The organism is Microcystis sp. LEGE 00066, from assembly GCF_015207925.1.
Classification (GTDB): Bacteria; Cyanobacteriota; Cyanobacteriia; order Cyanobacteriales; family Microcystaceae; genus Microcystis; species Microcystis ichthyoblabe_A.
The window spans coordinates 1-14,284 of record NZ_JADEVX010000117.1; the positions used below are offsets into that span (position 1 = coordinate 1).

General features: G+C 41.9%; 15 protein-coding genes and 1 pseudogene. 3 read left to right on the forward strand and 13 right to left on the reverse strand.

Going from position 1 to position 14,284, the window contains the following annotated elements:
• The first annotated feature begins 498 nt into the window (after positions 1 to 498).
• Genes IQ224_RS15645 through IQ224_RS15650 form a run of 3 tightly spaced genes read left to right on the forward strand, consistent with a single transcriptional unit; the run spans position 499 to position 4,390 of the window.
• Complete coding sequence (locus IQ224_RS15645) at positions 499 to 1,944, forward strand: Ig-like domain-containing protein (RefSeq protein ID WP_002740596.1); 1,446 nt, start codon at positions 499 to 501, stop codon at positions 1,942 to 1,944.
• Positions 1,945 to 1,978: 34 nt separating this feature from the next.
• Positions 1,979 to 2,140 (forward strand): hypothetical protein, encoded by a 162-nt coding sequence (locus IQ224_RS24250; RefSeq protein WP_002738019.1) that lies wholly within the window; start codon positions 1,979 to 1,981, stop codon positions 2,138 to 2,140.
• A 12-nt stretch (positions 2,141 to 2,152) separates the two neighbouring features.
• Positions 2,153 to 4,390 (forward strand): FUSC family membrane protein, encoded by a 2,238-nt coding sequence (locus IQ224_RS15650; RefSeq protein ID WP_194033175.1) that lies wholly within the window; start codon positions 2,153 to 2,155, stop codon positions 4,388 to 4,390.
• Between the two features lie 29 nt (positions 4,391 to 4,419).
• On the opposite strand, the gene IQ224_RS15655 is transcribed toward IQ224_RS15650, so the two are convergent.
• The 13 genes and pseudogenes from IQ224_RS15655 to IQ224_RS15715 all read right to left on the reverse strand — a co-directional run bounded on the left by IQ224_RS15655 (position 4,420) and on the right by IQ224_RS15715 (position 14,190).
• Positions 4,420 to 6,492 (reverse strand): AAA family ATPase, encoded by a 2,073-nt coding sequence (locus IQ224_RS15655; protein WP_002740599.1) that lies wholly within the window; start codon positions 6,490 to 6,492, stop codon positions 4,420 to 4,422.
• A 93-nt stretch (positions 6,493 to 6,585) separates the two neighbouring features.
• Complete coding sequence (locus IQ224_RS15660; RefSeq protein ID WP_002740601.1) at positions 6,586 to 6,762, reverse strand: hypothetical protein; 177 nt, start codon at positions 6,760 to 6,762, stop codon at positions 6,586 to 6,588.
• Positions 6,763 to 6,863: 101 nt separating this feature from the next.
• Positions 6,864 to 7,454, reverse strand: a complete 591-nt coding sequence (gene leuD / locus IQ224_RS15665) for a 3-isopropylmalate dehydratase small subunit (RefSeq protein ID WP_002740602.1) — start codon at positions 7,452 to 7,454, stop codon at positions 6,864 to 6,866.
• A gap of 9 nt (positions 7,455 to 7,463) precedes the next feature.
• Positions 7,464 to 8,258 carry a class I SAM-dependent methyltransferase gene (locus tag IQ224_RS15670; protein ID WP_002740603.1) on the reverse strand — a complete coding sequence of 265 codons (795 nt, stop codon included), beginning with the start codon at positions 8,256 to 8,258 and terminating at the stop codon, positions 7,464 to 7,466.
• 5 nt (positions 8,259 to 8,263) lie between these two features.
• Positions 8,264 to 8,815, reverse strand: coding sequence for a bifunctional adenosylcobinamide kinase/adenosylcobinamide-phosphate guanylyltransferase (gene cobU / locus IQ224_RS15675; protein ID WP_002740604.1), 552 nt, complete (start codon positions 8,813 to 8,815; stop codon positions 8,264 to 8,266).
• Between the two features lie 48 nt (positions 8,816 to 8,863).
• Positions 8,864 to 9,241, reverse strand: a complete 378-nt coding sequence (locus tag IQ224_RS15680; protein ID WP_036399301.1) for a phosphomannose isomerase type II C-terminal cupin domain — start codon at positions 9,239 to 9,241, stop codon at positions 8,864 to 8,866.
• A gap of 278 nt (positions 9,242 to 9,519) precedes the next feature.
• Positions 9,520 to 10,788: a flotillin family protein gene (locus IQ224_RS15685; RefSeq protein WP_002740606.1), complete on the reverse strand. Its 1,269-nt coding sequence runs from the start codon at positions 10,786 to 10,788 to the stop codon at positions 9,520 to 9,522.
• A gap of 517 nt (positions 10,789 to 11,305) precedes the next feature.
• Complete coding sequence (locus tag IQ224_RS15690; RefSeq protein ID WP_002740607.1) at positions 11,306 to 12,121, reverse strand: Uma2 family endonuclease; 816 nt, start codon at positions 12,119 to 12,121, stop codon at positions 11,306 to 11,308.
• Between the two features lie 61 nt (positions 12,122 to 12,182).
• Positions 12,183 to 12,593 carry a type II toxin-antitoxin system VapC family toxin gene (locus tag IQ224_RS15695; protein ID WP_002749763.1) on the reverse strand — a complete coding sequence of 137 codons (411 nt, stop codon included), beginning with the start codon at positions 12,591 to 12,593 and terminating at the stop codon, positions 12,183 to 12,185.
• Positions 12,590 to 12,799, reverse strand: coding sequence for a hypothetical protein (locus IQ224_RS15700; protein ID WP_002749765.1), 210 nt, complete (start codon positions 12,797 to 12,799; stop codon positions 12,590 to 12,592). The genes IQ224_RS15695 and IQ224_RS15700 overlap by 4 nt, the downstream gene beginning before the upstream one ends.
• A 46-nt stretch (positions 12,800 to 12,845) precedes the next feature.
• Positions 12,846 to 13,271, reverse strand: a pseudogene (locus tag IQ224_RS15705) (Uma2 family endonuclease); the annotation flags it as partial.
• A gap of 246 nt (positions 13,272 to 13,517) precedes the next feature.
• Positions 13,518 to 13,880 carry a hypothetical protein gene (locus IQ224_RS15710; protein WP_194033176.1) on the reverse strand — a complete coding sequence of 121 codons (363 nt, stop codon included), beginning with the start codon at positions 13,878 to 13,880 and terminating at the stop codon, positions 13,518 to 13,520.
• Positions 13,867 to 14,190, reverse strand: coding sequence for a type II toxin-antitoxin system RelE/ParE family toxin (locus tag IQ224_RS15715; RefSeq protein ID WP_036399303.1), 324 nt, complete (start codon positions 14,188 to 14,190; stop codon positions 13,867 to 13,869). The genes IQ224_RS15710 and IQ224_RS15715 overlap by 14 nt, the downstream gene beginning before the upstream one ends.
• Between the last annotated feature and the right edge of the window lie 94 nt (positions 14,191 to 14,284).

Here is a 14,284-nt window from a genome sequence, read left to right on the forward strand (position 1 = left end):
GTGGGGTGTAGGGTGTGGGGAGTTTTCTCAGTGAACTGATAACTGATAACTGATAACTGACTTCTAACCCAATTTTGGACAAAGATAAGTAAAAATTATTTATTGACCGTAAAAACTTGAGAATATTTAAATTAACATTCCGCAATATTTATAAATTCTTAAGAATTAATTGAGAAAGATTTTTATTTAACAACGATGTTATGCTGGTTACAGCGATTTGATAGAATTTCATGATGGGTTGTTTTGTGCTTTTTTAGCCAGCAATGGTTGAAACCCTTGTCAAACCTAGAAGGTGATCCTAATTAAAACGGGTAAATCAGTCAATTTCACCCACAACGATGATCTTTTTTTTATGTAGTTTTATTGCAAAAAAAAAGTTTTTTTGACAAAAAGCACAAAGTATGATATACAGACAAGGTGTTTCTGGTGGCGAGTAATTATTGTAGAGGGGGGAGATGGGAGAATAAATAAAAGCAATCTCCTGATAACTGATAACTGATGAAAAGATTAGCTTGGTTTGATCGCTTAGTGTTAGCGAGTATTTTGGCTTTAATTGCCGCGATATCGTCGATTTTGATCCAGGGAAATCAAGTCCCGACCCGAGGGGAGAATTTTAGCTGGCAAGGGCGAAAAATCGGCGTTAGGGACAATTATTTTACTTTGAGTTTTAATCGACCGATTAACCGTTCCGATATAGAAACCAGCTTGGTGATCAATCCTCCCTTACCGGGTAAAATTAGCTGGGCCGGAGATCGCTTGACCTATACCTTGACGGAATTGCCGATCTACGGCAAAAAATATCAAGTAAAGTTACCCATTGCCCAAGGTGAGGACTTTATCGGCGAATTTTACAGCCACGATCGAGCTTTTGCCTATATTGGAGTCAACCAAGAGGAAAGAGGCCGTTTAATCGTCTGTAATATCATTCAGGGGCCAAATAACGTCACGGAACTGAAAAAAACCATCCTTACCCCTGGGGATCTGGTGGTCACGGATTTTCAAATCTATCCGAGGGGGGATAGAATTTTATTCTCGGCCTTTGATCGCTCTGACTTAGGACGAGATACCCCAAAACAGCAACTTTACACAATTACCACGGGTTTAAATCATGACGACAATAGTCAAAATTTGCCTAGTGGTCGTATAGAAAGGTTTTTAGATGCGAAAACCTATCAAAATCTGCGCTTTAATCTCTCAGATAACGGCAAAACCCTAATCGTGCAGAGAATCAATCACGGGAATCCGGGGGATGCCAGTTTATGGGTAATCAGCGATGATGGACAATCGCGACCGTTAGGAATACAAGGGGATATTTTTTTACTATCTCCCGACGGTAAAAAAGCGGTTGTCAGTCAAACGGGAGGGGTAGCGGTGATTCCTTTGGATGTGCAAGGGGGAAAACCGCAATTTTTGCCCACCTACGAGAAAATACTCGCTTTTTCCCGGGATGGTCGCCAAAAACTGATGGTGAAATCGGAACCAGATAATCAGCGATCGCTATTTTTGCTCAATGATCAGGGAGAGTCAAGACTACTATTAAGAACAGCTAATCCGATTATTAGCTGTGAATTTGAACCGAGACAGGAAAAAACCCTTTACTGTCTGAAAAGCGATCTGGTTATGGGCAGCGATGGCAAGGTGAAAGAAGAACCATTTTTAGGGATTATTGAGCTAAAAACGGGTAAAATGATCCCCCTGCTGGCCTTACCTAATTATCGTGACGTGCAGATGAGTATGTCTCCCGATGGCGTGGCTTTATTATTTGATCAGTTAGCAACCATACCTTTTGGAGTCGGAAATGATTTAGTCACTGGGGAGGGGTCGAGTATTGCCGATGGTCGTCTCTGGTTATTACCGCTTCCTGATCAGTTCAGTTCCAATAGCATCCCGAAAATTTTACCTCAAGAACTCAACCCTGGTTTTAAACCCCGTTGGCTGCCCTAACACAGCAGAATTAAGGAGTTAGGAGTCAGTCCCGATGAAAAAATTTTCACCCCCACAGATGAAAGAGGTTTCCTTCCCTACACCCCACACCCTACACCCTCTTTCAAGTCAGGAGACAGGCGAGAAATCTTTCCCTAATCAGGTGACTCGGAGAATGCTGACTCCCGAAAACGAAAACCTCATACCTCACCATTAAGATAAGTGCTATATGCTACTTCAGCGATTTGCTTTTTTATTGCGTCCCAGTGGCGATATCGAGATCGAGCGGGGGATTCGGACTTTATTAGCCATCACAGTGCCGATTATTATTGGTGATATTTTAGATCGGTCAGAAGTGGGGTTAATGGTCGGTTTAGCGGCTCAAACCTTGATTTTAGCCGATGTGGGGGGACTTTACTGCCTGAGAGCGAAAACCCTAGTCGCTACGACTATCGGGATGGCTCTAGCTTTGATTATCGGCACATTAGCCAGTGCTTGGCTAGGATTGACCGTAGTGATAGTTTTTTGCGGGTTGTTTCTAGCGGGTTATTTGACGGTTTACGGGGAAAATGGGGCGTTAGCTGGGGTAGTAATTAGTTTATTGCTGCTTTTGGCCGTTTCTTTGCCATCGGGAGATATTGTCGTCGCTTTACAACGGGCCGGAATTGCTGTGTTGGGAGGGGGATGGACAATTTTTTTAGCCCTGTTTATCTGGCCTTTTCGCCCTAATCAGCCTTTACGTCAAGTAACGGCGGAAAATTTTCAGGGTATCGCCACCTATCTCCGTTCTTTGCCTTTACACTCTCGTTCTAATGCTCATGAGGAGCCATATTTTGACCAAATTCGCCAGCTGTTGCTCCGTTCGCGGAAAACTGTCACCTTGACGCGTCGGGGACGTTGGGGAAAGAATGAGCTGCGGGAATTGTTAATCGTCTTGATCGAAGATAGCGATCGCATTAATACCAGCTTAATTGCGCTGCGAGAATTGCTTCATCTTCATCCCTTGCCACAACTGACCACGGTGGGTATTTTATTAGAAGATATTCTCGTGCAAGTGGCGGAAATTAGCGAAGATATTGCCGGGTTAATTTTGGGTAGAAATAAACGACCGGATTGTGAGCGCTTGCAGCTATTACTCAAGGCGATCGAGCAGCAAAAAAACCTGCAAGCTAAAGTTTTAGAAAATGCCCAGGATGATTATAGCAGTTATGTGGCAATTTCGCAATTAAATAATCGTTTAAACAAATTATTTAAACAGCTAAAAATAGCCAGTGAAACAGCGCAACATTTGCGGCAAAGCGAGGAATTTTCAGATAAAAAAAATCCCTGGCAGCGGAACTTTGAAGGGATAGAAAAAGAGTACGGTCAAGAAAAAGCTTGGTGGGAACCATTAAAATCTAATTTTAATCTAGAATCGCCCCTATTTCGTCATGGTTTACGCTTGGGTTTGGGAAGTTCCGTAGGAGTTTTGATTTACAATAAGCTAGGAATTACCCATAGTTTTTGGATTGGTTTAACCTTAGTTATTGTGTTAAAACCAGATTTTAGCTTGACTTTTCAACGCTTTTTTAATCGGGTGTTTGGCACGATTTTAGGCTCATTTTTTGTTTTGGCATTGTTGCCAATTATAGACAATTCGATCTGGTTAGAAGTTATTGGGGTGATTTCTATAGCGATCGCTTTAGCTTTGGTGCGATTTCACTATAGTTTGGCAGTATTTTTTATCACAATTTTTGCTTTAATTATCAGTCGTCTCGATGCGAGCAATGACGGGATTGATTTAGAGTATATCAGAATAGTTTATACTTTAATTGGTAGTGCTTTAGCTTTTATACTTTCCTTCGGTTTTTTACGGGTTAATGAAGATGAACGTTTTTCCCTCGCTGCCATTAAAGCATTAGAAGCTAATCAAGTATATTTTCAGTCAGTTATGGCAGTTTATTTAGGAGAATCATCCTATCAAACTGCAAGTTTATCTTCCTATCGAGATAAAGCTCGACGAGCAAATACAGCTATACAAACGGCCCTACAAAGATTAATTGATGATCCTAGCACACCTTTTCCACAAATGGAACCGGCAATCACTTTAAGTAATTATATTCCTCGTTTTGGTCGCGGGGTGACAGTTTTATTGACGGAATTGGAACAATATCGCGGTAGTCCTCCCCATCCTAATCTAAGTCTGTTTACGCAACAAATAACCCAAGCTTTGACGCAATTAACCCAAGCTTTGCAAGCAAATAATCCTCCTTCTCCCTTACCTCCCCTCGAAGATACTTTAGAAAATATCCTCGATCATTTGCAAGAATTGCGAGAGGAAAGGTTAGTGGAAATTGGCCATCAGAAAGAGGGAACTAATCTCCAGAAATATTTAGGGGATTATAATATTGTCACCACGGAACTTGTGGAATTATCCAGTCGTGTTGGGGTAATGAACACAGCAATTGATCGTTTTATTAGAAGTTAAAATTTAGTTGTAACAACAGAATTTAGTAGTCAGGAGGAAAATCGATTAACTTCGATAATTTCCGTATATTCAAAATTATTAGGACTGCGTTTCACCAGAGAATAATTAACACCATGAAGATTAATTAAATCCTCTTGACAATCTGCTTTCGGAGAATTATAAACTAACACATATTCTTTACCAATATAGGGAGAAATCTCGGTTTCTACTTCTCCTCTCCATTGAGTTTTTGTCACTAAAACAATTAACTGATTGGCTAATTTAGGAATAGCGATCGCAACTTGCCGACGATAGATATGATCAAGACTACCAAAAGGGGAATCCATCACCAGAGGAAAAGTGCTGCTATCAATTCCCATCAAAGTATTTTTCTGACTCCATTCTCGCACTCGATCGATAATTCCCCCGATAAAAGATAAACTAAGAATCTGATTTTCTCCAGTAGAAGCTGCCACGGGAATTGCGAATCCTGTGGTATTTTCTAATAGTCTTACCTCGTAATCGGGACTAATACGGGGAATATAGGGAGTAAAAGAAATTGAGCTAAAGATTTCCTGTACCCGTTTTTCTAAGGACAAACGAAACTGATTTTCTAATCTCTGTCTTACCTCACTAATGCGATTAATTGCCTCTTGAGTCGCTAAAATACGTCGTTGTCCTAAATTATATTTTTGCTCTTTTTGTTGCTGTTTTTGCACCTGCTTTTGCAGGGATTCTAGCTCTTTTTCATAGATATCTAGTTGATTTTTATTGCTGCCCTGTTCCAAGCGTAAATCTTTTAGGGAATCCTCGATCGCATCTAAGCGAGATTGCAGATTTTTAATATCTTCATCGGGATAATGGCGAAATTTATCCCGCACTTCATCTAATTCTGATTCTACTAAAGATAATTCTAAGCGCCACTGGTGAATATTAGCTTGATAATTATCCACTTCTTGCCAAAAATCTAAGACTTTTTTATCCATTTCTTTGACTGTGGAAGATAAGCGAATGGCTGCTTCTTCTACATCGGCCATTCCTGCTTTATTCATCCAATCTTGTACCTGTAAATAAGCTTGACTATTTTCCTCTAATTCCTGGCCACAAATACATTTTTTCCGCTCTAATAATTGTTGGACAAATTGCTGTTTGATACCACTGGGTAATTCCCCTTGTTGTCGTAGGCGATCGATTAATTGCTGAAAATTTTGATTAATTCCTTTTAAAAAGACTTGATAAGCTTGCTGAGAAATTAATTTCTTTAACTTATCCTTAGTTCTGACTAAATCTTGCCGCAGATTTCTTTCCTGTTGTTCTAATTTTTCTTTTAACTGTTTTAATTCCTCGGCACCACTTAACTCTAGTAAGCGATTAGTCACGGCTTTTTTTAATTCTTCTTGCTGGGATAACTGGCTAATAATATCTTGCTGACGCTGTTTTAATTTCTCGAAATCCTGCTCAATTTTACTTTCCTGTTTTAATAACTTTTTTAAATCCGATTCCCCTAAATCTTTAAGCTCATCTTGTAAAGATTTCTTAGCTTTTTTTAAATGCTCGATCGCTCGATCTAATACTTTAACTCCCAATAATTCTTTTGTATCTTCGGCGATTTTACCTTGACTACTACTGCGGAATTGATGATCGATATATTCCCCATCAAAAAAGAAATAACGATGTAAACTTTCCGGTAAGATTTGATTAATAATATCCTCCGCTGGTTGATTGGGTGTATACCAATTACCATCATCACCAGCGTAGAGCATATATAAACTATTTGAACCGTATTTAATCTTACTATTTACATCTTGGTAGGCGAAAAATTTTCGTTTTACCTGATAGCGTTTATTTTCATGTTCAAAGTTTACTTCTGCGGAACATTCTATGGAAGTTCCCGTTGTTACTTCGGTAATTGCCCGTTTATTAACTAATAACTCTGGTTCGGCAAAAGCTGCTGTAAATTTTTCATAAAGAACCCAGGTACAAGCATTTAAAATAGTTGTTTTTCCCGCTCCATTATTGCCATAAATTACCGTCGTATTGCGAGAACTCGCCGCTAAATGTATCTCAGGAGTCTTACCATAAAATTGTCGAAAATTACATAACTTTATTGATAGTAGTTTCATATTTATATAGAGGGGATGATGGACAAGTTTTTTCAGTGAACAGTAAACAGTGAACCGATAACTGATAACTGATAACTGATAACTGATAACTGATTATTGAATTACTTCTTTAATAATCGTTAAAACATCATCATTGATATTGCGAGGATTGCGCTGGTATAACTTATCTCTTTCCAATTTTAAAACTCGATCAATGATTTTTCGCACATCTTCGGGAGCGTTTAAAATCGGTTCTTGGATATTTTGGAGATTATTATCAGAATTAGTCATAGGGCAGATTTTTTAATATTTACAGCTGCTGCATCTCCAACAAAATCCTTGCCGGGGTACGTTAATCTATTGCTAACGCACCCTCAGCCTAGATTGTTTCCCTAGACGAAACTTAAATAGGGTAACTTTTGCGCGGTAGATTGAATCAGATCGAGATTTTGTAACAGCTGTCCGCAGGTATCCCAACCCCCTTCTATTAACATCTGTCGGGAACCTTCATTCATAGACACGGTAGCGACAAAATCCCCCCATTCCACTGTCATGGTTGTCAAGGAAAGATCGACGGGAATTTCGGGATTAGCGGCAATTAAATCCTGTAAATGGGTGATGGTTTTTGCCTCAGCAGTGACACAGGGAACCCCATTAGCGATACAATTGCCAAAAAATATTTCGGCGAAACTTTCCCCGATAATTGCTTGAATTCCCCAACGTAAAATCGCTTGCGGTGCGTGTTCCCGAGAAGAGCCACAACCAAAATTACCATTGACTACCAGAATTTTCGCCCCTTGGTACTGGGGTAGATCGAAAGGATGACTCCCCTGTAAAGCCGCTCGATCATCAGCGAACACTTGTTCGCCTAAACCTTCAAAGGTGATACAACGCAAAAAACGAGCCGGAATAATGCGATCGGTGTCAATATCGTTGCCTCGCAAGGGTAAAGCTCGTCCGGAGATGGTTTTAACTTGACTCATGATCTTTTTCTAACTTTTACTAGCAGTGATAAAAAAGGTGGTTGCATCTTGCCATACCCCCTGATCGGTGGCATTTTTCTCGATTTCTCGGCGATAATTGTTCACTAGAGTCGCAATTTCGGCAGCCGATAGGCGGTCGAAAGGGTTATCCTGAGGATGAAAATACTGCCCATACCAGAAGTTTTTGGCAGTTTCTAGGGGCAAATATCGACCTAATTGCTCGACATTGACCGATATATTGGTAAATCCCGCATTTTCCAGCAATTGATGGCATTTTTCTGGGGTGGCGATGGGAGTGTGCAGATTAGGCAACTCAAAACCATAGGTTTCGCGACAAACACCACTGATCAAGGGTAGGAAGTGGGATTCTAAATTATTACAGGAAAAAGCGACCGAACCGCCTTTTTTTAACCATTGATACCATTTTGCCAGCACTTGCGGGATATCGGGGAAAAGTGCAATCGCCAGAGAACAGGTAATCAGATCGAAACTAGACTCGGCAAAGTCAATGGCAGCTATATCAGCGTTAATTAGGTCAATATTCTCGATATTTAATGCTTCTAGCTTTTTTTCGGCTCTGGCAATCATTTCCGGCGTGAAATCAACCCCGATGACACTTTTTACTTTTGGGGCAATTGCGACCGCTATAAATCCCGTTCCCGTTGCCACGTCTAGCACAGATTGGCTTTTTTGTAAATAGAGATAATTTACTAATTTAAGGGCGCGAGCTTGCGTAAAATCGTTATCGTAATCGTGACGAAGGGCATAAAAATCAATCACTTGACGCTGATAATCGTTGCTCATCTTCTCTACTGCCCAATTATCGACAAAGACTGACCCAATTGACTTAAATTAAGAGCATGGCCGCCGGTAACCAGATAAACCGCGTCTGCTATTGTGCCAATTCTACGACAGAGATCGCCTAAACGATCGCGAAACAGACGACCGAGGGGATAAGCGGGAACCACACCCCAACCGGTTTCTTCCGCCACCAGAATAACATCAACCGCCGCATTTTTGAGGGAATACAAGAATCGATCGCTAATTTCTAACCATTCAGCTGCCGACATTTCTAAACAATTGGCTACCCAAGTACCGAGGGAATCGATCAATAAACAGTGAGTAAATGGGCTATTATCAATAGTTTCGCTTAATTGTCGGGGAATTTCTTGGGTTTGCCATTGGGGGGAACGTCGCTGCCGGTGTTTTTCAATGCGATCGCACCATTCTTGATCTTGTTCATCCACCGAGGAGGTGGCGATATAAATAACGGGTTTTTGGCTGATTTTGGCTAAATATTCGGCCCATTCACTTTTCCCAGAACGAGCAGCCCCTGTAACTAGGATAATTTTTTCATCCACGATCGAGATTTTGGCAAATAACTAAAGTATATAGGGGAGAAAACTGTCCTATTCTGCATCATCCAAACGGTGAATATCATCATCTCCTAAATATTCGCCATTTTGTACCTCAATCATCACTAGAGGAATAGAACCGGGGTTTTCCACCCGATGACGGGTATTCATGGGAACGTATGTAGATTCTTTTTGTTTGAGGAGAGTTTCTTTTTCATCACAGATTACCCGCGCTGTACCAGAGACGACAATCCAGTGTTCACTGCGATGGTAGTGCATTTGGGTACTCATGTGATGGCCGGGTTTAATGACAATGCGATTGATGCGATACCGGGGACCTTCCTCCAATACCGTCACTGTTCCCCAGGGGGGAGTCCGCGTCATTTCTAGGTCTTGGGGAGAAGGGGAGGGAGCATTAATTAAGTCATCCATGGTGGTGGTCTCCAAACTTGATTAACATTCTAGTGGACAATAATCAGTAATCATACCAATTCTCCAAAGTCTGACTACAGAAGTTTAATCCCCCTAAATCCCCCTTAAAAAGGGGAACTTAAAGGGGGATTTACATTCGATGTGTAGTTTTCATTTAGAGAAATGGTATCAGTTATCAGTGAACAGTTATCAGTTATCAGTGAACAGTGAAAAGACAGCAGTAAACTGCCATTTGATGATGATCACTTAATACACACTGCTCACTTAAAACTTAAAACTCAAAACTGATCACTGATCACTGAACTCTTGACAGATGGCTCGGTTTGTGCTATGCGATTAGCCATTTGTACCAGATCCACTCCGGTAGCTTGACGCAATTGTTCAGCAAAGGCAGTCATTTTGGGGACAAGATTACTATCACCCCCGTCCACTACTGTCACCGTTTGCACCTGCACTTCTGGGACACTAGCGACCATTAATTTCAGCAATAACTCCAATTTTTGGTATAAAAAGATGTTTTTAGCGTTATTTCCCGCTCCTTGCCAAGAGGCTGCCAGTTTTTTGGTTCCTTCCGCTTGCGCTTTCCCCTGTTCGATAATTTTGGCTGCTTCCCCCCGGGCTTTTGCGATCGCTTGTTGACATTCCGCTGCCGCCGGGGCGATCACATCTGCTTGTAATTGCTGTTTCACCTGCTTAATTCGGGCAGTTTGTACCGCCACTTCTGCCTGTACTTTAGCTAAATCGGACATAACCACCGATTCTACCTCGGCAATCATGGCGCCGCGCTTAGTTTGAGTGTCGCGCACCCGTTTTTCTGCGTCAGCTTTGGCTATTTCTAAATCTTTTTGGATACGACGCAAAGCGGTTAGGCGTAGATTCTCGGAATCCTTGATAATCGATGTTTTTCTGGCTTTTGCTTCTGCTATCCGGGCATCTCTCTGTAATTCGGCTTTTTGCTTCCGTCCGATCGAATCCAGATAACGCACCTCATCGGAAATATTCTGGATCTGCAAACTATCCAAAACTAAACCCAATTTTTCCAGATCCTGTTCCGCTTCTTCTAGGAGACTTTTAGCGAAAGCAATCTGATCGGAGTTTGCTTGTTCTGGGGTTAAATTCGCCAGGACACCGCGCAAATTGCCCTCTAGGGTTTCTTTAGCCAATTGTTCAATTTCCTTGCGTTTCTTGCCCAATAAACGCTCGATCGCATTATGAATAATCGGTTCCTCCCCGGCAATTTTAATATTCGCCACCCCGGTGACGATTAACGGCACACCGCCCTTAGAATAGGCATTAACCACCCTGAGATCGATGATCATGTTGGTCAGGTCCATTCGATACACTTGTTCTAGCATCGGTAAACGAATACTGCTGCCCCCTTTTACCAAACGATAACCGATGGTTTTGCCCGTGGCCGTGGGACGACGACTGCCGGCAAAAATTAAAACTTCACTCGGTTGACAGATATGGTAGTAGTTACGGATGACCAATAAACCTGCACCTGTCCCTAAACCGAAAACTCCCAGTAAAACAGCGATAATTTCCATAGATTTTATTACGGTCGATGCTCGGATCAAATTAACTAAATTGTATCCGTCAATTTCCAACTTTGACAGAGGTTGAAGTCCAATAGGGTGGACTACATCGAAAATTAAAATAAGTAATGATAGAGTAAAATCCCCTAGTTTTATGTTGACTTCAATCAAATTGGAGCTAAAATCTACACATAACTTTATTCGTAGAGCAAATTATTCGATGTATGAATAATCTCAAAAAATCTCTCGGCATTTGTTGACCGTCGCTTCTTCTGCTGTGGGTGTCCCCGAACCCACGGGTGTTCTTGGTTGTAAGTACCTAAGCAAAATTAATTACACATATCTAACCCCCTCTTGCCTTTTGCCTCTTGCCTTTTGCCTATCTTCACTAAGAAATTAATTTTGCACGACTACTTATCACACTAGGGGGTTTAATGCTAAGGGGTGCTGTCCGCAAAGCGAGAAAATAATGTCCCAGAGAGAGGAGGCGCGGGTTTCCTCTCTCTTTTTTGGGGGGGTTTTCGAGCCTTCAGGTTTCAGGATCTATCCCTAATTCCCGCAATCGTGCCGCTAGTTGTTCTGCGCGTTGTTTAGCCGCAGAAGCCTCTTGTTTAGCCGCAGAAGCCTCTTGTTTAGCCGCAGAAGCCTCTTGTTTCGCCGCAATTAATTCCTCATCGGCAAGGGGAATCAACTCTCCCCCCAGCGTCAACCAGCGTAACCATAGCCGCTCAATCCCCCGATAGGAACCTTGCCACAAACCCAAGCTCAATTCCAGTGGAGGAATCGGTAAGCGTCCCTCCACTAAAGCTACGGGTTGGTAATAACCACCTACCAGTTCAAACGCTTGAAGTTGGTTAGTATAGCGACTGAAAACCACATAGTAGGGAATCCGCAGAATCTGTTCATAAACTGTCCACTTAGTTGGCGGTTCCCCGGGTTGGCGTAGTTCTTCTCCTAAATCTTGATTTTCCGTACCTGGAGACAATAATTCCACCACAATCGTCGGGGAAACCCCTTCCTGCCAAATCACATAGCTTAAGCGCAGGTCATGGCCATCGTAGAGACGAGGAACACCAACCACCCCAAACCAATCGGGACGCTTGTACCATTGAGGGTGTCTTACATTGTAGTAAAGGTTAAGGTCAGCGGCACTAAAAACTAGGTCTGGTTCCCAGTTGGGAGGCTGGAAAGTCAGCAGTAATAACTGAGGTTGTAATAGGTGAAATTCGTCAGGCAAACCGGGTTCCAGTGGATTGTCACTAGGTAAATCATACATCGTCGGCAAGGATTGCCGGGGGGAAAGGGGAGGGTCAGATTGGGGAATGGTGAAGCTAGGTGTAGTCATAATTTTATTTTAGAAAACGGGTTTCTGAAATAAACCCGTCTTTTGGGGAGCATCCTGCACGCTAGGGTAATTTCTGAAACCCGGCTTGCAGGAAATGATTATCTAAGCTGAGAGCCGTGAAAATGCGGCGGTTTTCCATCACGATAAATGAGAGACAATCAGTCAGAGAGTAAGATTTATCTTGATATTTTTGAAAATATTGCCAACCTCGGTCGAACAAATCTCGGTCAATTTCTATTAATTCGATGTCGGGACTTTCCCGCAGCCGCTTCCCAATTTCAACCGCTTTACCGTGAAGATTTCTACTGTTAAAAAAGGTGACAGTTTCATCAAAGACATAAGTGGTAGTCACCAAAAAGGGTTTAGACAGGGCGAGAGTAAGCCAGTTTTGTAGGACTTGCTCATGAGCATCTTCATTTGCTATTTCTAGGGCAATGATATAGCTGGTATCAAGGAAATAGCTCTTGTTCATTGTCCGTAGAGGTAGCGGTCGTGGTGAATTGCCCCGTCTTTGACCTCACATTCGACCGGATTCTTGCCTAAATCCCAGATTGAGGTCTGGCGGGGGGCGGGGGTAATAATAATTTGACCTTCTTGTTGAATTAATTCGACTTCTTGGCTTTCGCCCAATAATTCTTTAGGAATTAGCAATCCTTCCTCTGTGACTTTCAATTTCATCCTATTCTCCTTTTCGGGTTTGATAATAGCTTGATTTTGACATATTAGTTGGCGGTTCCCCGGGTTGGCGTAGTTCTTCTCCTAAATCTTGATTTTCCGTACCTGGAGACAATAATTCCACCACAATCGTCGGGGAAACCCCTTCCTGCCAAATCACATAGCTTAAGCGCAGGTCATGGCCATCGTAGAGACGAGGAACACCAACCACCCCAAACCAATCGGGACGCTTGTACCATTGAGGGTGTCTTACATTGTAGTAAAGGTTAAGGTCAGCGGCACTAAAAACTAGGTCTGGTTCCCAGTTGGGAGGCTGGAAAGTCAGCAGTAATAACTGAGGTTGTAATAGGTGAAATTCGTCAGGCAAACCGGGTTCCAGTGGATTGTCACTAGGTAAATCATACATCGTCGGCAAGGATTGCCGGGGGGAAAGGGGAGGGTCAGATTGGGGAATGGTGAAGCTAGGTGTAGTCATTTCAGTTATCAGTTATCAGTTACCACTCAGACCTCTCAAACATTGTAGTTTTGTAGGTTGAGTTGAGGAACGAAACCCAACAGCCAGGCGATCGCTATTTTGACTCTCTCGTTTGTTGGGTTTCCTTGCGTCAACCCAACCTAGAATAATTGCTATACATATACAATTATCAATAGTAATGATAGAATAAAATCCGTGAAATATTGTTGGACTATCAATTTGTAATCAAAAAACCCAAACTACAAACTACACTGTAATCTTGATTGAACTAACAGCGTCATTTTCATGATTTATTTCTGGCATTTTTGGAGCGATCTTTATCGTTAATTTCAATCCTAAAGCTTGAAGCCAAGAGGTTAGTTGATTCATGGCTTCAGGTGCAGGTTTTTGCATTATTTCTTCCAATTGATGCGCCTGAATTTTGATTTGTTCTGGTGTTAGATTTTGAGGTCCAAGGGCTTCTAGGACGTGATTGAACGCAAGTCTGAGTAATTCTGATTCAAATCCATATTCATCTCCCTCGAGATGAGTTTCCAGATAAACTGCTGCATAATGGGAATCTTTAAGAGATTCGATCAGGGAATCATGATAACTATCACTGACTGGCATTTTCTCGGCTCCTATAGTCTTGCCAATATTTTTGAGCTATTTCAATGTCTTTAGCTTGCGTTTTTTTATCTCCTCCACACAGGAGTAAGATAATCGTTGTTCCGATTTGTCCAAAGTAAACGCGATAACCAGAACCATAGTCTATTCGTAGTTCATAAACTCCTGCTCCTACTGATTTATAATCTCCTAAGTTACCTAAATTAACCCGGTTTAGGCGTTGAGCAATTTTAGTTTTAGCCTTAATATCCCGCAAAGAATCGAGCCATTGGGCAAAGGGAACTTTGCCGTCACTGGTAACATAACGTCGAATTTCTCTGGGTTGAGCCGCCGTGGAATAATTATAGCAGTTATACTATTTTTCTAAAGTAATGGCAGATATGGTTAATTACCCTCACCCCCAACCC